Annotated in this window: 26 protein-coding genes and 1 pseudogene; 9 read left to right on the top strand and 18 right to left on the bottom strand. The window is 39.8% G+C overall.

Annotated features, from left to right (window positions below):
- Positions 1–27 precede the first annotated feature (27 nt).
- Both MHB45_RS07210 and MHB45_RS07205 read left to right on the top strand, forming a co-directional pair.
- Positions 28–198 (top strand): hypothetical protein, encoded by a 171-nt coding sequence (locus tag MHB45_RS07210; protein ID WP_161922643.1) that lies wholly within the window; start codon positions 28–30, stop codon positions 196–198.
- A gap of 522 nt (positions 199–720) precedes the next feature.
- Entirely contained in the window at positions 721–861 is a 141-nt protein-coding gene (locus MHB45_RS07205) for a hypothetical protein (protein ID WP_161922644.1), read from the top strand.
- Between the two features lie 532 nt (positions 862–1393).
- Here MHB45_RS07205 and dnaN read toward each other — a convergent pair.
- On the bottom strand, positions 1394–2524 hold the full coding sequence (gene dnaN / locus MHB45_RS07200) for a DNA polymerase III subunit beta (RefSeq protein WP_072272806.1): 1131 nt from the start codon (positions 2522–2524) through the stop codon (positions 1394–1396).
- 267 nt (positions 2525–2791) lie between these two features.
- Here dnaN and MHB45_RS07195 point away from each other — a divergent pair, with 267 nt between their 5' ends.
- Both MHB45_RS07195 and MHB45_RS07190 read left to right on the top strand, forming a co-directional pair.
- Positions 2792–3121, top strand: a complete 330-nt coding sequence (locus MHB45_RS07195; protein ID WP_048685945.1) for a DMT family transporter — start codon at positions 2792–2794, stop codon at positions 3119–3121.
- A gap of 25 nt (positions 3122–3146) precedes the next feature.
- The gene (locus MHB45_RS07190) at positions 3147–3494 is read left to right on the top strand and encodes a DMT family transporter (RefSeq protein ID WP_048685943.1); all 348 of its coding nucleotides are present in this window, start codon (positions 3147–3149) and stop codon (positions 3492–3494) included.
- A gap of 47 nt (positions 3495–3541) precedes the next feature.
- Here MHB45_RS07190 and treR read toward each other — a convergent pair whose 3' ends face one another.
- The 3 genes from treR to treP all read right to left on the bottom strand — a co-directional run bounded on the left by treR (position 3542) and on the right by treP (position 7490).
- Positions 3542–4255, bottom strand: a complete 714-nt coding sequence (treR, locus tag MHB45_RS07185) for a trehalose operon repressor (protein ID WP_048685941.1) — start codon at positions 4253–4255, stop codon at positions 3542–3544.
- A 31-nt stretch (positions 4256–4286) separates the two neighbouring features.
- Positions 4287–5957 carry an alpha,alpha-phosphotrehalase gene (gene treC / locus MHB45_RS07180; RefSeq protein WP_048685939.1) on the bottom strand — a complete coding sequence of 557 codons (1671 nt, stop codon included), beginning with the start codon at positions 5955–5957 and terminating at the stop codon, positions 4287–4289.
- 81 nt (positions 5958–6038) lie between these two features.
- Positions 6039–7490 (bottom strand): PTS system trehalose-specific EIIBC component, encoded by a 1452-nt coding sequence (gene treP / locus MHB45_RS07175; protein WP_048685938.1) that lies wholly within the window; start codon positions 7488–7490, stop codon positions 6039–6041.
- A 315-nt stretch (positions 7491–7805) separates the two neighbouring features.
- On the opposite strand from treP, the gene MHB45_RS07170 reads away from it, so the two are divergent.
- Both MHB45_RS07170 and MHB45_RS07165 read left to right on the top strand, forming a co-directional pair.
- Positions 7806–8390, top strand: a complete 585-nt coding sequence (locus MHB45_RS07170; RefSeq protein ID WP_048685936.1) for a CGNR zinc finger domain-containing protein — start codon at positions 7806–7808, stop codon at positions 8388–8390.
- Positions 8391–8767: 377 nt separating this feature from the next.
- Positions 8768–9322 (top strand): HPP family protein, encoded by a 555-nt coding sequence (locus MHB45_RS07165; protein ID WP_048685934.1) that lies wholly within the window; start codon positions 8768–8770, stop codon positions 9320–9322.
- A 123-nt stretch (positions 9323–9445) separates the two neighbouring features.
- Here the strand turns inward: MHB45_RS07165 and MHB45_RS07160 are convergent, their stop codons facing one another.
- A complete protein-coding gene (locus tag MHB45_RS07160) occupies positions 9446–10555 on the bottom strand; it encodes a DNA alkylation repair protein (protein WP_072272805.1) in 1110 nt (369 codons plus the stop codon).
- A gap of 99 nt (positions 10556–10654) precedes the next feature.
- Between MHB45_RS07160 and MHB45_RS28255 the strand changes: the two are divergent.
- Positions 10655–10734, top strand: a pseudogene (locus tag MHB45_RS28255) (IS6 family transposase); the annotation flags it as partial.
- Between the two features lie 340 nt (positions 10735–11074).
- Here the strand turns inward: MHB45_RS28255 and MHB45_RS07155 are convergent.
- The 11 genes from MHB45_RS07155 to MHB45_RS07105 all read right to left on the bottom strand — a co-directional run bounded on the left by MHB45_RS07155 (position 11075) and on the right by MHB45_RS07105 (position 21079).
- The gene (locus MHB45_RS07155) at positions 11075–11866 is read right to left on the bottom strand and encodes an XdhC family protein (protein ID WP_048685929.1); all 792 of its coding nucleotides are present in this window, start codon (positions 11864–11866) and stop codon (positions 11075–11077) included.
- Between the two features lie 26 nt (positions 11867–11892).
- On the bottom strand, positions 11893–12759 hold the full coding sequence (locus tag MHB45_RS07150) for an FAD binding domain-containing protein (RefSeq protein ID WP_072272804.1): 867 nt from the start codon (positions 12757–12759) through the stop codon (positions 11893–11895).
- Entirely contained in the window at positions 12756–13220 is a 465-nt protein-coding gene (locus MHB45_RS07145; protein ID WP_048685925.1) for a (2Fe-2S)-binding protein, read from the bottom strand. The genes MHB45_RS07150 and MHB45_RS07145 overlap by 4 nt, the downstream gene beginning before the upstream one ends.
- On the bottom strand, positions 13217–15376 hold the full coding sequence (locus tag MHB45_RS07140) for a xanthine dehydrogenase family protein molybdopterin-binding subunit (protein ID WP_072272803.1): 2160 nt from the start codon (positions 15374–15376) through the stop codon (positions 13217–13219). Before MHB45_RS07140 ends, MHB45_RS07145 begins: the two co-directional genes overlap by 4 nt.
- A gap of 135 nt (positions 15377–15511) precedes the next feature.
- Positions 15512–16111, bottom strand: coding sequence for a nucleotidyltransferase family protein (locus MHB45_RS07135; protein WP_048685921.1), 600 nt, complete (start codon positions 16109–16111; stop codon positions 15512–15514).
- A gap of 409 nt (positions 16112–16520) precedes the next feature.
- A complete protein-coding gene (locus MHB45_RS07130) occupies positions 16521–17423 on the bottom strand; it encodes an aldo/keto reductase (RefSeq protein ID WP_072272802.1) in 903 nt (300 codons plus the stop codon).
- A gap of 272 nt (positions 17424–17695) precedes the next feature.
- On the bottom strand, positions 17696–18022 hold the full coding sequence (locus tag MHB45_RS07125; RefSeq protein ID WP_048685917.1) for a PTS lactose/cellobiose transporter subunit IIA: 327 nt from the start codon (positions 18020–18022) through the stop codon (positions 17696–17698).
- Positions 18023–18046: 24 nt separating this feature from the next.
- A complete protein-coding gene (locus tag MHB45_RS07120; RefSeq protein ID WP_048685915.1) occupies positions 18047–18352 on the bottom strand; it encodes a PTS sugar transporter subunit IIB in 306 nt (101 codons plus the stop codon).
- A gap of 30 nt (positions 18353–18382) precedes the next feature.
- A complete protein-coding gene (locus MHB45_RS07115) occupies positions 18383–19465 on the bottom strand; it encodes a DUF871 domain-containing protein (RefSeq protein ID WP_048685913.1) in 1083 nt (360 codons plus the stop codon).
- Complete coding sequence (locus MHB45_RS07110) at positions 19462–19758, bottom strand: hypothetical protein (RefSeq protein ID WP_048685911.1); 297 nt, start codon at positions 19756–19758, stop codon at positions 19462–19464. Before MHB45_RS07110 ends, MHB45_RS07115 begins: the two co-directional genes overlap by 4 nt.
- The gene (locus MHB45_RS07105; protein ID WP_072272801.1) at positions 19751–21079 is read right to left on the bottom strand and encodes a PTS sugar transporter subunit IIC; all 1329 of its coding nucleotides are present in this window, start codon (positions 21077–21079) and stop codon (positions 19751–19753) included. Before MHB45_RS07105 ends, MHB45_RS07110 begins: the two co-directional genes overlap by 8 nt.
- A gap of 373 nt (positions 21080–21452) precedes the next feature.
- Here MHB45_RS07105 and MHB45_RS07100 point away from each other — a divergent pair, with 373 nt between their 5' ends.
- Positions 21453–21728: a ribbon-helix-helix domain-containing protein gene (locus MHB45_RS07100; protein ID WP_072272800.1), complete on the top strand. Its 276-nt coding sequence runs from the start codon at positions 21453–21455 to the stop codon at positions 21726–21728.
- Positions 21729–21944: 216 nt separating this feature from the next.
- On the opposite strand, the gene MHB45_RS07095 is transcribed toward MHB45_RS07100, so the two are convergent.
- The gene (locus MHB45_RS07095; RefSeq protein ID WP_161922646.1) at positions 21945–22364 is read right to left on the bottom strand and encodes a VOC family protein; all 420 of its coding nucleotides are present in this window, start codon (positions 22362–22364) and stop codon (positions 21945–21947) included.
- Between the two features lie 275 nt (positions 22365–22639).
- Here MHB45_RS07095 and MHB45_RS07090 point away from each other — a divergent pair, with 275 nt between their 5' ends.
- On the top strand, positions 22640–22987 hold the full coding sequence (locus tag MHB45_RS07090) for a potassium channel family protein (protein ID WP_048685906.1): 348 nt from the start codon (positions 22640–22642) through the stop codon (positions 22985–22987).
- A 244-nt stretch (positions 22988–23231) separates the two neighbouring features.
- Here the strand turns inward: MHB45_RS07090 and abc-f are convergent, their stop codons facing one another.
- A complete protein-coding gene (gene abc-f / locus MHB45_RS07085; RefSeq protein WP_072272798.1) occupies positions 23232–24860 on the bottom strand; it encodes a ribosomal protection-like ABC-F family protein in 1629 nt (542 codons plus the stop codon).
- Positions 24861–24934 lie beyond the last annotated feature (74 nt).

The following is a 24934-nucleotide window of genomic DNA, read 5'->3' as shown; positions in this document are numbered from 1 at the left end:
CTATTTTCATAGGATAACGTCAGCCAAGTGAAAAAGGTATCGGAAACGGTTAATGAGCGAAAAAAATATTACGGAGAGAATCTTCTTAATGTCCTTGCATATGTAATAGTTGAATATGTGAGTTCAAGCACGATAAAACACGATCCTTCCTTCTTGAAAGCGGATAAGGATCATGAGCTTTACAACTTAAAAGCGTGACCCTTTCCTTCCTGCACGGTTTGATTTTGCACATTCGAAATACGTTTTATGAAGGGTTGCTAGTACACTCTAAACCGCACTAGAGAACATTGTTTAAACGCCAATATGGATGATATTGCGTTGATTTTTCCACAGTTGGGTATACCTTAAAACGGAGCCATATAATCATGCCGGATTAACCAAAAACTTTTGTTAAGCTTTGATTTAAGGGTCTTTCGTTGAATAAGTAGTAAAAAGGGGTCTTCATACAGAAGATCCCTTCAGATTGTGGACAAACTCGATGAAAATCGAGTTTGTCTATTTTTATGGCTTGTACAATTTGGACGTTGATTGGAACGTAGGGCACTCGCTTTCCGCGGGCGGTCGGGGAGCCTCCTCGGCTTTCGCCTGCGGGGTCTCCCCTAGACGCGCTTTTCTAAGCAGGAGTCTCGAACACCCGCTCCAATCAACTTTGTCTTACCTTTTAGATAGAACACTTTTGCCTAGATTCATTTTTGTTTTAAAATAGAAGTATTAATGAGGATGCTTTCTATACATGATTCTATTCAGCGAGATCAACTTGAAATGATTACTTTAGATCAACTGGGGACACTGAAAAAAACACGTGAAGCGCAACTGCTTCCGGGAAAACTTCAGCTTGATCCCTTTGCGTTTAGTAGTTGAGCTTCCTCTTAAATGAGTATTTTGCCCATAGTATATGAAATTTTAACAGTTGGATGCACAATTCCACTACTTACGCCAATAAGTGAAACCTCCCCGTTCTTAGGAAAAACAATTGGCGGTCAAGGTTTCCTTCTTGGAGTGTTCCTAACTGGACATAGGAGAAATACATCCTACTAACAAACCAATAGTGAGTATTTTGCTATTGTTGGATCACATGCATATTATATATTCTATCGAGGTATATCTTAAAATAAACTATGTCTTTACAAAGGTTCTTCAAACTGCCGACAGGTTTTTCCATTCAATTGATGGACGGATGTATTTGGCTAGATGAAAGGTTCTACCTTTACCTTCGAAATCAAGTTGCCGGCCTTACACCAAGAATGAAGACCCTTTTTCCTATCACTATGAATATAATGGGTCCAGATTTTACAGGATCTCTTTTTCTTGGTGATTGACCGTTACCATATCTTCGACCTGAAGTAATAGGCTGTTGCCGTTCCCCCGTTATTCGTTTCTTAGGCTTTGTTCCTCAGTATGTTCTCACTGGTGATATAAGATGACGATAGGAGGAATTATCGCTTGGCTCGATTAAGACAGGTCTCATTGGACCGCCAAAACTTAGCTTTACCTCGTTTTCTTTTATCGCTTTTAAGGCATCCAATAAAAAGCTTCCATCCAGTGATACACTTAACCCCGCCTCACCTCTGATTGACATGATGCTTTGCGTTTCTTCTATTTTCCCTAATTCCGATGAATTAGAAGATATCCTTAACTTACTTTTATCTAGGATTTCTATAAGTACATTGTTATTTCTCCATTCACTTGCAAAAAGGCAGGCCCTATCAATACCCTTTAATAGTGTTTTGGTATCCACGGTGATGATCGTTTTCAAATCTTTTGGCAGCAATTCTGATACATTCGGATAATTACCTTCAATCAGCCTTGAAAAAAGTGAGATATGATTTGTTTGAAAGACGATATAGCTTTCTGTGATGAAAATATGTATGGTATCCGCTTCATTATTAAATAACTTGGTTAACTCATTAAGGCTTTTACTTGGAATGATGAAAGACCCCGTCACCTTCGATTCCAACGGAAGTTCTCTTAACGCTAAACGATGGGAATTCGTTGCAACACAAGTAAGCTTGTTTTCCTTGATAGACAAATTGACTCCTGTAAGTAGAGGTCTGGTCTCGTTTTTAGACACGGCAAACGCAGTCTGTTTTATGATTTCCAATAATTCAACACTTGGGATATTAAAATAACCAGCTCCATCTATTTGAGGAATATTTGGGTATTCCCCGGAATGTAGTCCATTTAGGTTCATGACTATTTCATTTGATTTAATAGTAACTGATTGATTTCCGTTCAGCTTTACATGGATGACATCAGGTAATTTTTTGACGATTTCACTTAAATATTTGGCTGATAAAACAACCGTACCCTTTTCAAAAACCTCCAATCCTGATACACCATCAATCGTTAAAGGAATGGTTTTTTCAATGACAATATCGGAATTACTACCAAGAAGGGTTAAGCAATCGTCATTAGCCACTATCTTTATTCCTGATAAAATGGGTATTGCCGTTTTTATGGAAACGGCATGGCTGACATCTGAAATCGCCTTATTGAAACATTCTTTGTTTATAATAAATTCCATGAAATACGTCACTCCTATATAATCGTTAAAGGAGTCTTTCGACAAAATCCCTGTTCAACCCTCTTTTTATGTTGCTATCAGGTTGGAGGAAGCGGCTTATTTTATCACTTTCAGTCTAATATTGAGCGTAACTGGATGTTTTCTGCCATTACAGAAAATATGTAACTGAATAAAGGTGGTATGGGTTTTAATATGAGACCTTTAGATGTTAAGATTCTTGGGGGAAGAGATTGAAAAATAGTAATCAATATTTAGGAGGAGTTCATCTTGAATCCTTATGCATTTTTGGCAATTGCCATCCTAAGTGAAGTGTTTGGCAGTTCGATGTTAAAAGTATCAAACGGGTTTAAAAGGTTATTCCCTTCCATTGGTGTGGTTATTGGGATGGGTTTGGCTTTTTATTGCCTATCGTTATCTCTAATAACCATCCCTCTTGGAACGGCTTATGCCATTTGGTCGGGAATAGGCACAGCTTTAACTGCTTTAGTGGGGGTTATCGTTTATAAAGAAAGCTTTAACCTAACAAAATTTTTAGGTTTAGTCCTGATCATTGGCGGAGTGATTGTATTGAAACTCTCTAGTGAAGGCACTTCTTAATAAATTAGTAATCGGAGGTAACAATATGAAAGGATACATAGCTTTAGGAATTTCAATCATAAGCGAAGTATTTGGTACGACCATGCTTAAGCTGTCTGAAGGCTTCACACATTTATTCGCTACATTTGGGGTTATGATAGGATTTGGTATAGCATTTTATAGTTTATCTGTATGTCTTAAAACAATTCCGTTAAGCTTAGCATACGCCATTTGGTCAGGAATAGGCACAGCTTTAACAGCATTGATTGGTGTGCTTTTATGGAATGAGCCATTTAGTATCACTACATTAGGCGGCTTAGTATTAATAATTGGCGGAGTGGTTTTACTAAATGCTTCCCATACCTCCAAACAAGCGGAAGGAGAATCAAACTAAGTTTGACTCTCCTCCTCTCCCCGCTCATTCAAAAATATTAGTAGACTTCACCACGTTCTCCGTGCAAAGTCCGTGAACTTGAATTTATCGGGTCTATGCCTGGATTCGCTATACTGAAACAAGCTTCCATCGATTAAATGGACTGTACTTTTCACAACTGCCACCATATCGAAGTCTTCAATGTCCAATAATTGTTTATCTTCTTCACTGCATGGCTCCACGGTAATTTCCTTATTTGAAAAACCAATCTGGAGCCCAAGTTCCTTTTCGATATATCCATAAATCGAATCCTCACAAATTTCCTTTGTCAGGCTGTTTACGAACTCGCTTTTGAAATAGTCTTTGTCCAGTATGATTTTCTTCCCATTGATTTGCCGTATCCGGAAAACCTTCCATACTTTACCCCCATCAGTTAAGTCTAGAAGCTTGGCCATATTTGAGTCGGGGGTCTCAAGCTCCAACTTATGAATGATCGTTTTGGAATGCAAATTCAACTTTTCCACCATTTCTTTATAGGAAATCAACCCTGCTACAGGAAAATTAAATTTGCTGAAGTCCAAGACAAATGAACCCTTGCCTTTGATTTTATGGATATATCCATTTTGTTCAAGCAACTGTAAGGACTTTCTCACAGTATCCCTGGATATGTCATACTCTTCCATGAAGCTGCTTTCGGAAGGAAGCTTTGAATTTGTCGGAAAGGTTCCTTCTTCAATTTTTGAAACGATATCACCATATAGCGATAGATATTTGCTGTTCATTTCATCACCACAATATATTTTTCTTAGTCTGCTACTCGTCCTTTTTCAACAAATAGACAACCGATTCATAGGGACGGAGGATAAAATCACCTGCAAGTTCTTTCGAATCGATATAGTTTGAGAGCAGGAGCTCTGAGTTGTACCCGGATAGGTCAATATTCTTTGGAATTTCGAAGGACGCTTCTTTTGCATAAAAGTTATTGATGACCAAAAGTTTCTCGTTTTCATAACTGCGTATATAAGCGAACAAAGCGTCATGGTCGCCAAGAATTTCCTGATAGTCCCCATATGCAATGATATCATGTTTCTTGCGTAAGAATATAAGTTTTTGGTAATGATGAAAAATGGAATCCTGATCCATCAGTGCGTGTTCAGCGTTGATGTTCTTAGCATGATCAGGCACCGCAATCCATGGCGTCCCTTTTGTAAAGCCTGCATGCTCCGTATTTTCCCACTGCATGGGAGTTCGCGAGTTATCACGGGATTTAGCTTGAAGGATTTCAATAATTTCCTTTTCATCCTTGCCTGCCTCTTTTAAAATATTATAATAATTAATCGATTCCACATCCCGGTATTGTCCAATATCATTGAACTTCGGGTTGGTCATCCCTATTTCCTCCCCTTGATAAATATAAGGGGTTCCCCTAAGCATATGAATGACTGTTGCCAGCATCTTGGCAGATTCGTTATGATACTCTTGATCATTCCCGAACCTGGATACAATCCTCGGCTGGTCATGATTGCACCAGAACAGGGCATTCCACCCATTTCCTTCTTGCATCCCATGTTGCCAGCTGCTTAAGATTTCCTTTAACTGCCTGAAGTCAAAATCTGCAAGTGACCACTTTTCCCCGTCCTTATAATCCACCTTTAAATGATGGAAACTGAATACCATGGACAGCTCCTTTTCAACAGGAGATGAATATTTGATGCAATGGTCAATGGTCGTCGATGACATTTCCCCTACTGTCAGCACCTCATCATCCTTCCCGAAAGTTTCTTCATTCATCTCTTTGAGGAATTGGTGAATCTTGGGACCGTCTGTATAAAAACATCGTCCATCTCCATCTTTGTCATTTTCATAGATGTCAGGTTTCGAAATAAGATTGATGACATCCAAACGGAATCCTTTGACACCTTTATCCATCCAGAAGTTTACTACATTGAAAATCGCCTGCCTTACTCTGGGATTTTCCCAGTTTAGATCAGCTTGTGTCCGATCGAACAAGTGAAGGAAGTATTCATCATGTTCCGCTACATATTCCCATGCAGGGCCCCCGAATTTCGAAATCCAATTGGTAGGGGGCTCTCCATCTTTCGATTTCTTGAAAATATAATAGTCCTTATATTCTTTATCTCCAGCCAATGCTTTTTGGAACCATTCATGCTCTGTTGATGTATGGTTGAATACCATATCAAGCATGATTTGGATATCCCGCGAATTCGCTTCTTTCACCAGTCTTTCGAAATCATCCATCGTCCCAAAAACAGGATCAATGGATGTATAATCGGCTACATCATATCCATTATCATTTTGCGGTGAACGATAAAAAGGGGTGAGCCAAATATAATCCACTCCCAGTTTATTCAGATAATCAAGTTTTTCAATAACACCATTTATGTCCCCGATGCCGTCACCGTTCGAATCCTTAAATGATTTAGGATAAATTTGATAGATGGTACTTTTTTTAAAATCCTTCATTGTAATTCCTCCTCTTCGATCCCCGATGTTTCTTTCGTAAGTATCGTAAAAAAGAGGGAGAATGCTTCTCCCTCCACGTTATCAAGCATTTAATTTCGTTGTTTTCGTTCTAGTTTTCAAGTTCATTTTAGGACGTTTGGAGAATGCTATAGTCAAAATGAACGGCACAACGAAAGCAACCAACATCGCGAGTGCAAACATCCCCATATGCTGCGGCTGGATGGATAGGATACCTGGGATCCCTCCAACACCGATTGAGTTTGCCATTACTCCAGACCCGACTGAAACGATGCCTGCAAAAAGTGAACCGATCATACCGGCTAAGAAAGGAAAGCCGTATTTCAAGTTAATGCCGAACATGGCTGGCTCGGTAACACCGAGATAACAAGAAATCGTGGCAGGTATGGAAACTTGCCTTTCCTCCTGGTCCTTTCTGTTAATGTAAATCATCGCAAGCACTGCTGTACCTTGTGCAATATTGGATAACGCGATCATCGGCCATAGGTTCGTACCGCCAAGTTCACTCATAAGCTGAAGATCGATTGCGTTTGTCATGTGATGTAGGCCTGTAATGACAAGCGGTGCATAGGCAAAGCCGAAAACGGCAGCAAATAGCCAGCCAACTGATGAAGTCAATCCGGAATATACAATCGTAGAAATGACAGAACCGATTTTCCAGCCTATAGGCCCCAGTATGGTATGGGCAATGATTACAGTTGGAAGTAAAGCGAAAAATGGAACGACGATCATGGAAATGGAATTATGCACTTTATCTCTCAAGAACCGTTCTAAATACGCCAAGACAAACCCTGCAAGTATCGCTGGGATGACTTGGGCCTGGTAGCCGATCATATCGACCTGGGCAAAGCCGAAATCCCAAAAAGGAATATCACTTGCCTTTGTATTTGCCACTGCATATGCATTAAGAAGCTGTGGGGAAACCAAGGTCAAACCAAGGACGATGCCGAGAATCTGAGTCGTGCCCATTTTCTTCGAGATCGACCATGTAATCCCAACAGGAAGAAAATGAAAAATTGCTTCACCTATCAGCCAAAGGAAAGCGTGGACCCCTCCCCAAAATTGTGAAATATCCACAAGGGTCTTTGTGCTGTCATCGAACATTTTAATATCGCCAATGATATTGCGGAATCCAAGAATGAGTCCGCCAACGACTATGGCAGGAATCAGCGGGGTGAAAATATCCGCAAGATGTGCAATCATACGCTGCAGCCAGCTCATATTCTGTTTTGCTGCATTTTTCACATCTTCTTTTGACGCTTCCTGAAGTCCAGCTATGGAAACGAATTCATTATAAAACGATGATACTTCGTTCCCGATTATGACCTGGAACTGACCAGCTTGTGTAAATGTTCCTTTCACAAGCTTAATCGATTCGATATTCGTTACATCCGCCTTGGCGGGATCTTTCAACGCAAAACGCATCCTTGTTGCACAATGCGTAACCGTCGCAATATTTTCTTTCCCTCCGACATGTTGGAGCAAATCCGTTGCTGGTTCTGTGTATTTACCCATTCCAATACTTCCTTTCCCTAGAAAGCAAAATATAATTGTTTTTATAACCTGTACGTATAGGTTCTGTATACGCTTTCATATTATCCTGTACGTACAGGTTATGTCAAGAACTTTTTCCCTGACTTTAAAAGAATTGATTATCATGGACTTTCATTTACGATTCTGTTCTTGCTCATTTGGATTTTGATAGCATTCATATTATCCCGTAATTTAAGACGAGTAGCTGAAAAATTCAGAAATAAGGTATAATGAAGATATAACCTCTCAATTAATATTTTAATGGTTAGAATTTAGCAGGGAATGGGAGATGAACTTATGTCTGAAACTAATAAATTTCCACTTATATCAGGTAATCTTTCTCTGGATTTAGTGAATACGGAACTGGTCAGTCGTGGCCAGCGGCAAGACTTATTACTATCAGAACGTGATGTGCTGGACTGGCTTACTGTAATAAAAGGGAATAACTCATATTTGGATAATCAATTATCATCAAAAATTAAAGAGAGAATTCAACGAGTATTTGCAGGCATTCTAGAAATGCGTACTATTTTAAGAAAACAATTTGAATTAATAGCAGATGGGAATCCGATTCCTGATGAGTTTATCGCCTATTTAGAAAAAAAAATCGAAAAATCGCCTTTCACATATAAATTAAGTGATCAAAAACTGGTTCCCATACCTGTTGGAGAAGCGGAAGATATCCTGCAATCTTATATTGCCTTTGACTCATTAACTTTAATTGAAAAAAATAAGCTGTCATCATTAAAGCGATGCTCGAATGACGATTGCGTCCTGTTATTTATCGATGAAAGCGGAAGACGCAAATGGTGTTCAATGAAAATATGCGGGAATAGGAAAAAGGTAGCCCGATTTCAACACCGGAAATCTGATGATGAATGAAGATCTACCTTATTAAATAAGTTTGTCAGAATGTAAACAAATTTGAAGTAAGCTGGTTGCCTGCCAGTTTATTCATTATAAAATGGTTCCAGTTGATTTAAGAAATCCGCTCCCTTTCCGCCGACTTCTGCCAAGCCTCCTCAAAGCGAGCGACTGTGGAGTCTTGGCTAGCCAGTCATTCGGCAGGAGTTTCGTAAATTTCTTCACATCCATTTAGGATTTCATAAAAAAGTAAAATGATTCGAGATCTGAACCTCCTCTTGTCGACACACTGAGTTGGCTTTTTTTATGGATTTTTAAACTAACCACTAAAAATAACTTTGACAGGTTAGTTTATTTCATGTAAAGTCTAATTATATAAAAAAGGAGGGTTCACTTTGGACCGTATTTCAGCCGCGAGGCATAAAGAAAAACGCTATTTTCATATTCATTATTTATCGAAGATGAAGGGAAAAGGAAGAAGCCCTTTACAAATAAATGTAAAGGACGCAATAACGGGGTTGATTGGGGGATTTTTAACTATATTCGCCTTAATTCTCTTAACAAAAATAACATCAGCAGTGTGGTTAATGGCTCCATTTGGTGCCAGCTGTGTGCTGGCGTTCGGTCTGTGGAACGCACCATTATCACAACCGCGGAATATTATAGGCGGTCATTTTGTTTCAACATTCGTAGGTTTAGCTTCCTATCATTTTTTTGGCGATGAACCTTGGGCAATCGGCTTGGCTGTCGGATTAGCAATTGCGGTGATGATGCTGACAAAAACGACGCACCCGCCAGCTGGAGCAGACCCGCTTGTAGTCATGCTTGGCCAGTATGGCTGGAGTTATTTATTTACTCCTGTTTTAACTGGTGCTGTGATAATCGTTTTACTGGCATTGTTAATTAATAATTTGCGCAGCAATCGGAGCTATCCAACCTTTTGGATTTGATTGCTTTTTAATGTGTTATTTGCAATGTTTCACTATCATGAAATAATAAACTGGAACGCTCAGGCTCCTCGTTTTTGTCAGCCATAATTGCTGGTATTCCTGTTAACTTTTCAATAACCTTTATCATCCATCATTTAGTTTGACTTGCGTTTCTGCAACTTCCACTCCGTTCACAAGGAGTGATATTCGATGGATCCCCATATAATGTCGACGTGTCGTCAGGTCTTTCCAATTGTGAATCCTCACTCTTTCAACTCCTTCACCATCTGAGAAATCCCTATTTGCCAATAGGAAAATTTTACGGGAAGTTTTCTGATTTGCTTTCACAAAATCGATGGCATACTCGATGCGAAGTTTCACAGAGTTCTTTTCTTGAACTTGAAAACCGAAATGAAGTTCACTCGTTTCCCCAATACAAATCGAGTCTGGTTCATTTCTAATAAATGCGTTTGTAATGATATTCGGATTATTCAATATATCCGTGTATCCAAATAAAGAAAGGACTTCTGGATCTGCTTGGCGAACTAAGGTCCTGCATCCCCGTCGAATAATCCAAATCGTGTTGGGTTCTCCGCTTTCATGCCAGCGCTTGGCTGTTTCTATTACAGTTTTCGGATGGTCTTTGGCAATATCATTCAAGTTATTGGCCACACTTTTGCGAACATATAGGGATGGATCGTTTTTCAGGTTCTCAAGTAATTCCAAGACGGGTGCCGGATCGGATTTGAACATCGGTAAAGCTTGCCCCCAAGGTAACCTGGGCCTGCATCCCTCACTAGCCAGCCTGCGGACATGCTCATCATCATGATTGGTCCATTCCTTCATCTTCTCGATCATTAAAACGGGATCAAGCAAGATAAAAGCACGGATTGCAAACTCGGAGGATGACCTTGCTGTAAAACGCTCCAACGCGTCTAGCGATAACGGCCAATCTTTCTTAATCAATCCATGTACCTCTACAAAATCCGGGAAAAATAAATATCTAAAACCTTCACAATCCTTATCAAGCCGATACAAAATATCCAAAGAATCTTGATAATCACTTGGAAGATGCTTTCCAAGAGTAATGGAAATGTGCCTTATCCGTTCTTTTAACTTCCTCTCGTCCCAATGCTCATCTATTACTTCCCCTATAAACGATTCAGTAGAGAAGGACGGATGGACACCCTTTACTTTTTCACCGAATTCACGAATGAACGTTTCATTATATAAATCCTTTAAAGGCTCAGCCATTTTTTTCACTTCTTTTCTTCAAGTTAAATTTGCTTTTGGATACTTGCACTACCTATCAGCAATCATTTCAAACTATGTTATGCACGATACAATCATTAAAAAGGACAGCTTACTTTACAGAACAAGTCTGTCCAAAATCAAGTGAAGTTCATTCATCACTATTTGGAATGGCTGCATAATAGCTGATTCTATAGGAATCTATATACTCTTTCCAATGGATGTAATCTTTGCAGCAGAACCCGTTTCCCATAAGTCCATCTTATATCCCCATACAAAATCCCTCCAAGAGTTTTCCTTTGTGTATAGTATGATAGTAGTAGCATATAAAGTAAAATATTCCTACCATATTAATGAATTAATCAAAACGACAAAAAGCCCACTCTGAAGAGCAAGGGCCTGCTTCTAGCTTTTATCAAAGAAAAAGGGACAGTCCCACTGAGTTAATACTTTAACAAAGTGGGGACTGACCTAATTGTCTATTAGACATTTTGATTTAGCTTTATCTGACCTTTCTACTTATCAATTTAATTGTTTCACTTTTACAGGCTTTTTTTCCTTGCTTAATTTGATGATTTGACCAATAATACTGATGGCAATTTCTTCTGATGTTTCCGAGTCAATTTCCAATCCGATTGGAGAATGGACCTGCTCCAACTGTTCTTGCGTGACCCCTTCACTTTTTAACTTTTCAAATATGCTTATGACCTTGCGTTTACTGGCTACCATCCCAACATACGCAATCGGAAATTGCAGTGCCGTCTTTAATACGATATCATCACAATCTTTTGTAACAATTACCACATATGATTTTTCATTTAGGTTGGCTGCGAGCAAAGCCTTTCCAATATCCTCGTTCACAAAAAGGTTTGTCGCATTAGGAAAGCGTTCCTTTGTACAATAACCAACGCGATCATCGACAATGCAATAAGGATATTCGAGGAAATCAGCGAGCTTTGCCAACGCATGGCCTAAATGACCGGCCCCAGCCAGAATGAGTTCAGGCCTGCTTGTATAGACTTCAATAAAGACCCTTAACGTGCCGCCACAATTCATCTGAATTCCGTCTTTTGCATGTTTATTCAATTTATATTCTACGATTTTCGATTGGCCATCTTGGATCGCCTTTACACTATCTTCGATCACATAGTGTTCAGCCAAGCCCCCTCCGACAGTCCCTTCAATGGTACCATCCCGGTAGACAATCATTTTTCCAACATGCCTGGGAGTCGAGCCCTTTGATTCAATAATCATGGCTAAAGCAAAGGTTTCGTTTTGACGCGTCAGCATGGCCACTTTTTCCATCAGCTGCATGAAAAGCTCCCCCCTATCTTTAAACATTAATTCGGTTGATATTGCTTCATGCTAAGAAAATAACGTAAAAGATGTAACGCAACGGTTTTTCTGTAAGCCGCAGTGGAGCGTTGATCGTCGATTGGTCTAATGATCTTATCGAAGGCTGCCACAATTTCAGCGATGTCTTCATCGGCTAATGGTATCGTTTTTCCAACCAGCTTCTTCTCAATATCAATGGAACGAACCATCGTAGGTCCGACCGCCCCGAAGGCAAACCGAATGTCATCGATTCGATCTTTGCTTATCCGGGCGAAACCCGCAAACGATACTTTGGCAATGGCATCTGCGTTGCGGTTGCCGACTTTCTCGAAAACGACATGGGAATCTCCTAATACGAACGGAAGGATAATCTCCGTTACCATTTCATTGTGAAAGCGTTGAACCTGTCGTGGCCCTTGAATGAAATCGCTAATCGCAACCATGCGATCACCATTTACGGAGCGCAACAGAAGCTTTGCATTGTATACATATAATAAAGGAAGCATGTCACCGGCTGGAGAGGCGTTGCATATATTACCGCCTAATGTTCCCCGGTTTCTAATTGCCGGGGCAGCAATTGTTTTAATTGCATTCTTTAAAGCAAAAGGAATCAACGGATTTTCAAGTAATTCACTATAGGTACAGCAGGCCCCGATGTGGAGATCCTTTTGATGTTGATACACCTTCTTTAATTCGGAAAGATGATTAATAAAAACAATCGGTTTAGGGATTTTTGGAGGTACTCCCCTTCTACTTTTGTGAAGAACCATAACATCGGTGCCTCCGGCTATGATTGCACAATCTTCTCTATTCAATTGGCTCAAAGTTTCGTCTAAACGCTCGAAGCGATACGCTGTTATTTTCTCTATCATAAACCATCACCTTTTTTAGCTGCTAGGTTAATCGCCTCAACAATCATATTGTAGCCCGTACATCGGCACAGATTTCCGGAGATGCCCTCACGAATTTCAGCCTCTGAAGGATGAGGATTTTCAGTTAACAAAGCTGCACTTGCCATAATCATTCCCGGTATGCAATAGCCGCATTGCACTCCCCCGGCTATGGAATAGCTTTCATCTAAAATTTTAAATTGTTCCGTTTCAATGATGCCTTCGATCGTTTGAATATCGGCACCAGCAATCGAGCCAATTGGAATAAGGCAGCTGTTTTGCAGGAGGTTATTCACAAATACACTGCAGGCTCCGCACTCCCCTTCGCCACAGCCTTCCTTTGTTCCGATTAACTCAAACTCATCTCTTAATAAATCTAGTAATCTTGCTGTAGCAGGGGCGTCAGTTTCTACCGTTCTTCCATTTAGTGTGAATTTAATCAACCCTCTTCACCTTCTTTCATCCAAAGACTTTCAATAATGACTTCCTGTGTAATCGGAATTTGCTGAAAAGAAGTGTGCAGGGCATCCTCAATCGCAGCTTGGACTGCTGGAGCGCCTCCGATTAAAGTCAATTCACCTGCGCCCTTCGCCCCGTATGGACCATCAGCATAGGGGTTATCAAAGACCTTGCTTTCAATTGAAACAATATCCAAGGAAGTCGGCGGTCCATAATCCGATATGCTTTTTTGTTGGATTCTACCTTGTTTTGACGTCATCTTTTCTAGATAACCGTATGCTAGCCCTTGAGCCAAACCACCGTCAATTTGGCCTTTCATAATCCGTTCATCGATGACCTTCCCAACTTCATAATTGCCGTATACTTTTTCTAACTTTAAATTACCTGTTAACGTATCAACTTCTACTTCAACGATATTAACGCCCCATGAATAGGCCGGGTACGCATCTCCAGTGAAGGTTTTCTCGTCCCAAGGAATCATTTCACGGTGAACATAGTGCTCAACCACTTCCTGTTCCACCCCTGTTTGCCACTGATTCTTAAGTTTTTTTGCGGCCCGTTCAAGCAATTTTCCGACAATCATCGTCGTCCTGGAAGCTACGGTCGGACCCGAGTCGGGAACCTCTTTTGTGTCGGGATAAGGGTACAAAATATCTTCGAACGGGAGGTTAAGTTCTTTGGCGACAATTTTACACAACGTCGTCAAAATACCTTGTCCCATATCAGAGTTTGAGATTTTTAGTGATACCTGATCGTCCTTTGATTTAACCAGTTTCACCGTTGCTTTAATATGATCTCTTTCGCCACTGCCAGTAAATCCACAGCCGTGGAGGAACAGCGAAGTTCCTATGCCTTTTTTATAGCGCTGATTTTGTTGATTTAAGCGCTGAAAGTCTTCTTTTTTCTTGTTGTATTCTGACACGTTGAGTACGTCCTCAATCATATCTTCCACTAATATCGGGTCGCGGAATTTACCATTGGTGATGGTGGGGTCTCCTTGTTTGACGAGGTATTTTCGTTTATATTCAAGCGGGTCGATTTTTGCCAGTTTACTAAGATGTCCAATATGACTTTCGATTCCGGCAAAGCTTTGAGGAGCACCAAAGCCTCTAAAGGCGCCGTTCGGAACGGTATTGGTTTTTAAGACATAGCCTTTTGCATGAAAATGCGGAATTTTATAAACACCAGCACTGTTTAATAATGCGCGCTGCAGCACGACAGAGCTCAACCCAACATTTGCCCCTCCATCGAGAAAGATGTCAACACACATGCTCAAAATATTTCCTTCCTTATCAAGGGCCGTCCGATATTTGAGTTTGGCCGGATGCCTTTTCGTCGTTACCAGCATATCCTCAGAACGGTCGAACACGAGCATTACCGATTTTTTTACTGCTCTTGCGGCAACGGCTACGTGACAAGCCATCATAGAAGGATAATCTTCTTTGCCGCCAAAACCTCCGCCGGTAGGACTTTGAACGACCCTGACTTCATCGTCACCACAGGCTAATGCGCTTAGCAATGCATTTTTTATATAATAAAGACATTGCATCGATCCCTGGACGACAATTTCATCATCCTTATAAACGGCGAGCATTCCTTGCGGCTCAAGATAGACATGCTCCTGATAACCCGTATCATATTCTTCTTCGATGATTTGATGGGCTCCCTGCTCGATAGCTGAAATGTTTTCTAAGCTTTCCCCAAATTCATAGCTTGCCAAAACTGAGGATACTGATTTTTGCTTGATCGCTTCGTCCAATGTATAGATAGCCTGATGTTCTTCAAATTCAACCTTCACTTCATTTAACAAACTGTACAGGATATCCAGGTCTTTACCCGTGAGCATGAGAATTGGCTCACCAATATAATTGACCCACTCATTGGCAAAAATGGGCTGATCTTCTTTGATAATTTTGACATAATTCGGTCCGGGGATATGCTCTGCTCCAACAGCTTCATACCCTTCCGGAAGATTAGGTAATTGAATGGATATTATTTTCCCATAAGCAATTGGCGATCGATACAAAACACCATAAACCATATTTTCCACTTTTACGTCACTAATATAGGGCAGCTGGCCCGATACTTTACCTTTATGGTCCTTTTTGGGCACTGAGGTGCTTATGTCTTTGAGATTCATTGCAACAACACCCTTCGACTCATTTTTTTAATTGGACATATTCTGAATAGAAACCTCTTCCAATGATTTTATCAATGAGAATGATCTTTTATGATTCATTTCTATTCAAGATTTTCGTAGTTTTTATTTTTATTTTTACTTCGAGAAATTTAAAGCATTATCATAATCAATGGCTTTTTGGTAATCCTCCGGTGTATCAACATCCATTAATACTCCCGCATCATCTACATTCATGTATTGCTTTTCGTAACCGCCCAGGACCACACGCAAATTACCTTCTGGATTGGTTTCAAGAATTTTCTGTTTCACTACGCTTGATAATTTAATGGGATGGCCGCCTTTATAGTCAAAGCTGGGAATAACCACGTTTCCTTTGTGTTTTGCTAGTAGCTGAACAGTCTCTTTTTTTACAAGCGGACAATCGCCGGGTGTTATAAAGAAGGTTGGGGCATTCACTTCGTTGCAGCCCTTTTGAATGGAATGAAACATTCCCTGGTTAAAGTTTTCATTATAAACAAACTTGATCTGAAATGAATAGGCGTTTTCACTGATGATTTTGACAATTTCCTCTTGGATGATTTCCGCTTGAAATCCAGCTACGACGATGACCCTGCTGCATAAACCTTCAAATTTAGAGATCGTTTGCTCCAACACGCTCATTTGCCCCATCGGCAAAGTCATTTTAAATGCATTCGCTCGGCTGGAATATCCAGCAGCTAGGACGATTGCTTCCATATTTGTCACCTTCTACCTATCATTTTTCTTAAATCTCGTAATAAAATCACAAGCTGAGGAAGGATTTGCTGTATGGACTATTAAGAGAACATAGTGTTTTTTCTTTATATGCGTAAAAGCCTCATAATATTACTTATTAACCAACTTGATACTATTTTTAAATTATCAAAAGATATAAAGAGATAATACATAGTCCTTATTTTAAGAGAATGAGTGTAAAGTATTGACCAAGGTTTAATCGAAGAAGCTAAAATTATTGAATTATCAAATAACGGTGTTTTTTTTAGAATATAAAGAAGCCTTTGCTCTAATGAGCAAAGACTTCAGTTTGTAGACATACTGGAATGGGGACCTCTTTAAGGAGGTCCCCAATAATGAAACAAGGTTTCTTGTTCAAAGGTACAATTCATTACGGAATATCATGTCCCATCGAGCTAGTTAATATGTTAAACCATTGCTCTTTTTCCATGGTTAGGTTTAGTGAATCAATGGCGCTGTCCAACCGTTCTTTCTTACCGGATCCAACGATCGGAATGATTTTTGCGGGATGCCTTAACAGCCAGGCATACATCACTTCATCGATTCCATTGGCACCAATTTCTTCTTTTACGGTTTCTAATGTTTCTCTTAAGCGGACAGCCTTTTCGTTCGATTCCTCAAAGATGCTGCCTCCTGCAAGCGGTGACCATGCCATAGGCGCAACGCCCTTTTCCTGACATAAGTTCAAGGTTCCGTCTTCGAAGTTTTCAAGATTGTATGCCGAAAGCTCCAGCTGATTCGTCACAAGCGGATAGTCTAGATATGATTGGAGCATATCCCATTGCGGTTTTTTAAAGTTCGATACTCCAAAGTTCCGGACCTTTCCTGATTCCTTTAATTGATTAAACGCCCCAGCCGTTTCCGCTGGGTCCATCAGGGGATCCGGACGATGGATAAGTAATAAATCAATATAATCCGTTTTAAGATTCATAAGGGATTGTTCAACAGACTTTATGATATGGGTTTTACTAGTATCGTAATGGTGACTTTTATGGGAAGGACGGTTTTTTGATTGAAGAACGATGCCACATTTCGTAACAATCTCCATTTTATCGCGTAATGAAGGCTTTAATGAAAGTGCGTTCCCAAAAATCTCCTCACACGTATAGCTTCCATATATATCGGCGTGATCATATGTAGTGACGCCCCGATCCATTCCGTGTTCAATAAGAGATAGGATATCCTGGGCAGAAAATCTCCAATCTGCCAATCTCCACATACCGTGTACAATGCGTGAAAGACTAAGATCTTCAGTTAGATTGACTCTTTGCATGTTTTGCTCCCCTTTTATAAAATGATTGCGCTTGCTAATTAGTTGTTTGTTTTTCTATCATGACTACCCTTCGTTAATCAGTGACAGTATCTATTGCTACTGTCATGAACCTAGTATAATTTAAATTTTCGGAGAATCCTAATCTTGAGTGACCCTTATCTGCGATATTCATTTAACTTAGGTTCATGAAGGAGGATATCTCCGCCTTCTCGTTGAAGTTCACTCGTTATGAACATAAGAAAAAGGCTGCCGCAGCAACCTCCTGAATATTGTTAGTTCTTTTGTGTTTTCTTGTGTAATTCCACGATTTCTATCGCTAAATCTTTTGTTGTCATGGAAGTCATCAAGTGATCTTGAGCATGGATTAAGAGCATTGGAATATCGAATTTCTCACCATTCACTTCTTGTTGAATCAATGCGGTTTGGATTTTATGTGCAGCAACAAACTCATGTTCCGCTTCCTTTAATTTATCCTGGGCATCGCTTGATTTACCTTGTTTTTGCAAGTCGATGGCCTCCATTGCACAACTGCGGGCATTCCCGCTATGGAGAATTAATTGAAATGATAATTCTGATAGATCCTCTTTTGTTTTCGTCATTTTACCACTCCTTTTGATAGTATGTTATTTTGAAATTAATTGGAGGGCCGTACGCAATACTTCCTTGCCATTACATGTTCCATAATGCATTGGATTTATCGTATCTACAGGTATTCCTTTTTCATCCCCTATTTTCTTTATATCATTAAGTTGATACCGAACTTGAGGGCCTAAAAGAATAACATCCACCTCATTTATATGGTTTCTTACTTCCATAGTGGCAACAGCCTGGATTTTCACGCTCAAGCCTTCTTCCACCGCCGCTTTCTCCATCTTATTAACCAAAAGACTAGTGGACATACCTGCAGAACAGCATAATAAAATATTCATCATTATTCCTCCTTAAAAATTAGGGTCAGGTTATTTAATCAATCTAAATGTGCCCCATGGTTTAATATAATCCAGTAAAAAAAGTTCCTCTTTTACAACATGGGCGACTGCATTTTTACGTTCATCCAATGGCATATCCCTTAAGATGACTTGAAGTTCGCCTTTGTATTTTCCAAAAGAATCATTGCCGATGAAAACGGCCCCTTTGCGTTGTGGGATACTTTCCCGGACTGCAAAATCTTCATTCGCATATTTTTTTCGGACCTCCACTGAACGGACCATATACTCGCTGATATCACCACGGCGAAGGTGTAATTCATCCAGCACAACCTTTTGCTCAATTGGTGACGCATCCGAATGGAGTTCCACTTTCAACTCGATCATGTCACGCTGTAGGGCCCCCAGCATTCTTAGTTCCTCTTCACTCGCGTAAGCATTCCCAATGATGACATCATCAATTAAACCCGTTGCCCATAGATGCTTGGCTTGTACATCAATTGAAAGTTCACGGTGCTGCTCTAATGTGCATAATCCATCATTTATACTCCAAGGACCTATATCACCGGTTTGTGAAGTAACGAATGCAGCTGTACGAATGCCATGTTCTTTAAACCGTTTACTGCATGAGATGAAGAAGTCGTAAGGAAGACCTGTGAATTTTTGGGGATAGAAATTATGACAGCCAATGATTTGATTTTTATTGCCCTGATGCGTCAGAATGTTCGATAAATAATCGACATCATTACTCATATTCAATTCGATTTTCAATCCAAAAGGATTATATGTCATTTTAGCTTCTTTCAAGCCATCGAACCCAAGATCAAGACGAACGCCATCAGCTCCCATTTCTGCGAAAAAACTTAAATCATCATAGCTAATATCAAACTTATCGAAAACAGCAGGAGCAACATCAAGTATGACTTCCATATGTAGCTCTTTCGCATAAGAAATAATATTTTTATATTCTTCCATGACAATTTCATATGGTTTTGAAACCGATAATAAACACGTGAATATTCGTTCAAAACCATAACTATGGGCAAGTTTAATATATTGCTTGTCTTTATCCGGTGTAGAGTGTTCCGGATAAATTGAAATACCTAATCTTCTCATAAGCTATCATTCACTCCTTTTCTACTTTCTTTCCATTGAGCCCGCTTAGTTTGTAATCCCATTAAATAGTCATGGTAGCGGGAGGATACCATTACAGAACAAATAATCGTTGGTACAATGACAATCAAATAATAAGTCGATCCCATTGCGGTAAACAGAAAGATAGAAAAGCTAATGATTAAAATGGACAGGCCAACCGATTTCCAGGGTGTTAATTTTTCACCAAGCCGAGTACGAGAAAAAATGATTTGCGCCCCTACAAATGATAGAATTGCGGATATTATTTCAAGCATATTTAATGCCCGCTTTCTTTTCTTCCGGTCCAGCTTCTATTTTATTTTCATCACGTAGATGCTGCTTCTCGAACATCTTGAAAAATGGAAAATAGATCATTAATGAGATGACAAAATTCAATAAAACGAGAACCCCTGCCATGATTGTCCAATTTGTACTGATGACAGCGGCAATTGGACTAAAGACCGTAAACGGCAGCTTAGCCATTATCATCGGTATTAACCCTAATTGAAAAAATGTATAAGAAACGATCACATTTACCAAAGGGGCAACGATGAATGGAACCATTAAAATGGGGTTCATGACAATCGGCGCTCCAAAAATGATAGGTTCGTTAATATTAAAAATCCCTGGAACAAAGGACAGTTTACCCAGCTCTTTCAAATACTTCGATTTTGAAAATAGGAATAGTACAACAAGTGATAATGTCGATCCCGCCCCGCCAATCCAGACGAACCATTGAATGAATTGTTCGGTAAATAGATTGGGCAAATTCGCCGCATTACCCGTTCTTGCAAATGCATCCATATTCTCGAGAATCGCCGAATCCCACATCGGCCGTATAATCGGACCCAATATTGCCGGTCCATGAATACCAAGCGACCAAAAGAAAACGATGAGAAAGACTGTAAGCAAACCTCCTATTAAACTATTACCAACCAATAAATTTTTGAGAGGTGACACCAGAGTAGTGATGATCGAGTTAATGTCAAAGCCCAAACCATAACGAATGCCCCAGAAAAGAAGGACCACGATCAATGTTGGAATCAGGGCTGCAAAGGAATTCGAAACCATTGGCGGAACGCTTTCCGGTAATTTGATTTTTATTTCGCGTTTAATCAAAAAATGAAATATCTCAACGGAAATCAGTGATGTTACTATTGCACCGAATAAAGAGGCTGCGCTTAAAGAGCTGATAGGTAACCAGCGACCGGCTTCTATTACTCCTGGAACGGATTCCATGACTTGGGTAGGCACAACACATGTAATCAGAAAAGCTAAGACTGATAGAAGGCCTGCACTGAGCTGATCTAATTTATAATGTCCTGCAAGCGCTGACCCCACCCCAAAAGCTGCATATAAAGCCATTGCTCCGACCGTAAACCGAAACGGAACATCCAAAGCGGCACGATAAGGTGCAATCCATTCGTCATACCCATTGATTGGAAAATTCAACAAAATAACAAAGAATGATCCAATGATCGTCAGTGGAAGTGTCGCCAGAACACCGTGCCTGATTGCCAGCAGATGTCTTTGTGAACCAATTTTGTTTGCGACTGGAAGCACTTTCATTTCGAGTATCCCCATAAAATTATTCAATAACTTTTCCCCCTTTTATTAAAAGTCTGAAAAAACACAAAATTACAATAAATAAACATTATAACGTTATATTGATTATGTCAATATTTTTATTGAAAATATAGTTTGTGTTATAGACTTTGAAATCCAAGAATACATAGTGCAGTAATAAATCCTCTGTTGATAAAAGAGGCGCAAACCTTCTTGTGACTCCCCAAGTGCACAAAAAAAGAAAACTGGAAAATTGATCACTGCCAATTTCCTGCTTTCTTTTTTGAAATCACTTTTCACTTCCAGAATTGAGTGCGAAGATGAACCACAGCCTACATACATTTCCCTACACTATATTTGTTAACCCTCAATTAAAGGTATATGATAGATTAAAAGACTGAAGGTGGAACGGCCTATCAATTCTGAAACGAGAAAACCAATAAACATTACCCTCAATCCGTACTTGAATAATAGACTCTCTAATTTGGCTGAAGAAAGAGGTATCCCCATCGAAAGACTGATGGATAAAGCGGTAGACTTGCTGCTTGAATACATGGAAAATAATGATACCGTTAATCAGGTGAAATACAGTAATAACGAAGCGATTGAAAAGAATAATGAATTGATAGCAAAAAGCAGAGAGTTCATAAATAAAAAACAAGCACAGATCCCTAGGTAAAGTACTTGTTTCATACTGTAGGCAAACTTGATGAAAATCGATTTTGCCTACATTTTTTTATGTTTTTTATAATTTGAACGTTGATTTTCACTCCAGGCACTCGCTTTCCGCGGGCGGACAGCCCTCGGCGCCTTTAAACCTGCGCGCTCTCCCCTAGACTCTGATCTTCATGGAATGAATAAAACTAGAGTATCAAAATGAACCCTAAACATGATTCTATTCACCATCCCACTGCGGATTCCAAACGACTTCCCAAAGGTGTCCATCAGGGTCTTGAAAGTGTGCAGAGTATCCTCCCCAGAAAGTGTCATGTGCCGGGTCGGTTATGATAGCGCCAGCTTTTTTGGCTTTTTCCAGCACCATATTCACTTCCTCTTCACTGCCTACATTGTGACCAAGGGTAAATTCAGTAGGACTTGTCGGAGACAAAGGAACCTTGGCCTCATGAGCTATATCCCTTCGACTCCATATGGCAAGCTTCAGGCCTTCTTGCAGGTCGAAAAAGGCAACGGCTCCATGCTCAAATTCTTTGCCCACTATTCCTTCTGTTTGAAACCCCAGGCCCTCCCGATAGAATTGCAGCGATTTTTCCAAATCATCCACACCTAATGTAATGACAGTAATACGCGGTTTCATGATTGTCCCCCCTCTTACTTACTTACTTACTTACTTACTTACTTACTTACTTACTTACTTACTTACTTACTTACTTACTTACTTACTTACTTACTTTCTCCTTCTATTGTTTACCAACGCTTTTAGTTCAAACCAGATCAAAATAAACAGGTTTTTTTGTCAATCTAAACTGAATTCCTGTATAGTAGAATGATTAACTGATCAAGCTCGAATATCAGGATTTACTCATTCACTTTACTTAAAATGTAATGATCCGAAAGGAAAAGCGATTACCAATGATTTCATTTATCCTCACCTTGAAACGTTTTCTAAAAGCACTCTGGTCCGCTTTTAAATTGAAGAATTTCCAGGTTCTTTTCGTCTTGGTCCTCGTTATGTTATTTTCCGGCACGATTTTCTATGTTAAGCAGGAAGGTCTAACTGTGATTGATTCCCTTTACTTCTGTGTTGTTACTCTTAGCACGGTTGGGCATCCCAGCTTTGAACCGCAGACAACATTAGGAAAAGTGTTTACAATGATTTATATTGTAGGCGGCACCGGATTATTTATGGGCTTAATAGGATACCTAGCATACGCAATCATAAAGAAACCGGAAAACGAGAGCAATAGCAGCAAAACCTGAATCTATAGGAATGCTTATTATAATTGGCATTCCTGTTTGATTGGTGTAAATAACCGCTTCTAATCGAAACCCAATCTAAATGAGTCCCTTCTACATAAACTTGGTTAATTTTAACATTATCCATCTTTTTTTTCATTAATCAACTTATTGGTATTTTAAAGTGTAAAATATCTCTCCACTTTAACCGCTCTTAAATCCAAGAAAAGGCCCCTCTCGATTGAGAAGGGCCATTAATGGATTTCATTCATCCTTCAAGCTCTTTTTTCTGGTTCAAGAGTTGGAGGTATTCCCTATCCAATTCCGCTTTTTCCTCTTCCTTCACAACACTGGACAGTTTCCCAAGTGTCTCGATGATTTGGACTTCAATCATAAGAAGCTCAGCCTGTTTATCTTGATGATCATCCTTGTTTGTAGCCGTTTTAGTTGCTTCCTGATTGATGGCAATTATTCTCGAAGGTTCATTTTCAAATGAAAGTGAATGTGTTGCAAGAGATTGGATCAATGAACGATCATGAGTCACAAAAACGATCGTTCCTGGATATGCTTTTAACACTTCGGTTAAGGCCTCTTTAGTATGAAGATCCAGGTAATTTGTAGGTTCATCCAAAACCAGTACATTATAGTTTCCCAAAAAAACTTTGGCTAGGGAAGCCCTGACTTTTTCCCCGCCGCTTAAAAGTGATACTTGTTTGTGAACGTCATTTCCTTTAAAAGCTAATCGTGATAATAGTGTACGAATAAAGGCTTGATTGTAGGGACTGTCCTCCAATATATTTTCGAGAACCGTTTTACTTTCATTCAAATTTTCTTGTTGTTGGGCAAAAAATCCAATCTTTGCCGGCTTCGCGACATATACATCTGGGTGCCTTTCCACTATCTTTTTCAATAATGTCGTTTTTCCTGAACCATTTTGACCATTGATGGCGAGTCTGCAAGCTAAGGGGACATCTCCGAAAATATGTTGTTTCAGCACCCGTGACCCGACTTTCAGGGAACAGCCATTAAATCGAATGACCCTTTTGCTATGCAAAGATGGAAATTCTGAAATATCAAAAATGATGGGGGGATCTTCCCTCGGTTTTTCTTTTTTTGCCAGTTTTTCGATTCGGGTTTCGATCGCTTCAGCAGAACGGTTCAATTTTGCCTTCTGTTTCCCGGAGCTCCGTTTATGCAGCCTTGCTTCTGAATTACCCATTCGTTTAGGGGCTTTCCTAATTGAATCGGATTTGGCTTGAAGGTTTTGTGCTGCCTGTTTCAACCGGTTCTTTTCACGGGTATACTCTTCATATTGCTTTTTTTCCTTTTCTGTTTTTGCTTGCTTTTGTTCTATATACGCTTCGTAATTCCCTTCATATACCGTTACCTTGCCTTGCTCAACTTCCCATATGGTTGTACACAGATGATTCAAGAATGCTTTATCATGTGAAGTAAGCAAAATAGCGCCATTAAAAGATTTTAAATCCTTTTCCAATTGTTCAATTCCAGATATATCTAAATGGCTGGTAGGTTCATCCGCGATCAATACATCGGCATTGGAAGAAAGGGCTGCGGCTATTTTTCTTCGAGTTCGTTCACCGCCGCTTATGATTTCTTGTTCCTCATCGGGCAGTTTCCATATGCTCGTTAATACCCCGCTTATTTCTTGTTCAGTTTCTTCCATCTGCGGGATATAGCTGACTGTTCCATAGCTCTCGATATGACCGGAATCGGGTTCCCTCACTCCCGCTAGTATAGAAAGCAGGGTCGTTTTACCTTCTCCATTCCTGCCAACCAAACCAACACGGTCATGACTGTAAAGATGAAGTGTATCGATGGAAAGAACTTCACGGCTTCCGTAGCTTTTCTTTAAATCATTCGCTTTTAAAAATAACATAAAAAAATCCCCCTCCATTTTTTCTAGAGAGAGATCGCCTGTTACTAAATTAATATACATAAACCAAATATACC

The organism is Peribacillus sp. FSL K6-5616 (assembly GCF_038008245.1).
GTDB lineage: Bacteria > Bacillota > Bacilli > Bacillales > DSM-1321 > Peribacillus > Peribacillus frigoritolerans.
The sequence above is the reverse complement of the archived record's forward strand: the minus strand, read 5'-3'. Positions and strand labels throughout refer to the sequence as shown.

Excerpts from the sequence above, each read along its gene's own strand:
- MHB45_RS07205 (WP_161922644.1), top strand. The coding sequence starts at position 721 with ATGCTTTCTATACATGATTCTATTCAGCGAGATCAACTTGAAATGATT.
- dnaN (WP_072272806.1), bottom strand. The coding sequence starts at position 2,524 with ATGGAATTTATTATAAACAAAGAATGTTTCAATAAGGCGATTTCAGAT.
- MHB45_RS07190 (WP_048685943.1), top strand. The coding sequence starts at position 3,147 with ATGAAAGGATACATAGCTTTAGGAATTTCAATCATAAGCGAAGTATTT.
- treR (WP_048685941.1), bottom strand. The coding sequence starts at position 4,255 with ATGAACAGCAAATATCTATCGCTATATGGTGATATCGTTTCAAAAATT.
- treC (WP_048685939.1), bottom strand. The coding sequence starts at position 5,957 with ATGAAGGATTTTAAAAAAAGTACCATCTATCAAATTTATCCTAAATCA.
- treP (WP_048685938.1), bottom strand. The coding sequence starts at position 7,490 with ATGGGTAAATACACAGAACCAGCAACGGATTTGCTCCAACATGTCGGA.
- MHB45_RS07170 (WP_048685936.1), top strand. The coding sequence starts at position 7,806 with ATGTCTGAAACTAATAAATTTCCACTTATATCAGGTAATCTTTCTCTG.
- MHB45_RS07160 (WP_072272805.1), bottom strand. The coding sequence starts at position 10,555 with ATGGCTGAGCCTTTAAAGGATTTATATAATGAAACGTTCATTCGTGAA.
- MHB45_RS07155 (WP_048685929.1), bottom strand. The coding sequence starts at position 11,866 with ATGCAGCTGATGGAAAAAGTGGCCATGCTGACGCGTCAAAACGAAACC.
- MHB45_RS07150 (WP_072272804.1), bottom strand. The coding sequence starts at position 12,759 with ATGATAGAGAAAATAACAGCGTATCGCTTCGAGCGTTTAGACGAAACT.
- MHB45_RS07140 (WP_072272803.1), bottom strand. The coding sequence starts at position 15,376 with ATGAATCTCAAAGACATAAGCACCTCAGTGCCCAAAAAGGACCATAAA.
- MHB45_RS07135 (WP_048685921.1), bottom strand. The coding sequence starts at position 16,111 with ATGGAAGCAATCGTCCTAGCTGCTGGATATTCCAGCCGAGCGAATGCA.
- MHB45_RS07130 (WP_072272802.1), bottom strand. The coding sequence starts at position 17,423 with ATGCAAAGAGTCAATCTAACTGAAGATCTTAGTCTTTCACGCATTGTA.
- MHB45_RS07125 (WP_048685917.1), bottom strand. The coding sequence starts at position 18,022 with ATGACGAAAACAAAAGAGGATCTATCAGAATTATCATTTCAATTAATT.
- MHB45_RS07120 (WP_048685915.1), bottom strand. The coding sequence starts at position 18,352 with ATGAATATTTTATTATGCTGTTCTGCAGGTATGTCCACTAGTCTTTTG.
- MHB45_RS07115 (WP_048685913.1), bottom strand. The coding sequence starts at position 19,465 with ATGAGAAGATTAGGTATTTCAATTTATCCGGAACACTCTACACCGGAT.
- MHB45_RS07110 (WP_048685911.1), bottom strand. The coding sequence starts at position 19,758 with ATGCTTGAAATAATATCCGCAATTCTATCATTTGTAGGGGCGCAAATC.
- MHB45_RS07095 (WP_161922646.1), bottom strand. The coding sequence starts at position 22,364 with ATGAAACCGCGTATTACTGTCATTACATTAGGTGTGGATGATTTGGAA.
- MHB45_RS07090 (WP_048685906.1), top strand. The coding sequence starts at position 22,640 with ATGATTTCATTTATCCTCACCTTGAAACGTTTTCTAAAAGCACTCTGG.
- abc-f (WP_072272798.1), bottom strand. The coding sequence starts at position 24,860 with ATGTTATTTTTAAAAGCGAATGATTTAAAGAAAAGCTACGGAAGCCGT.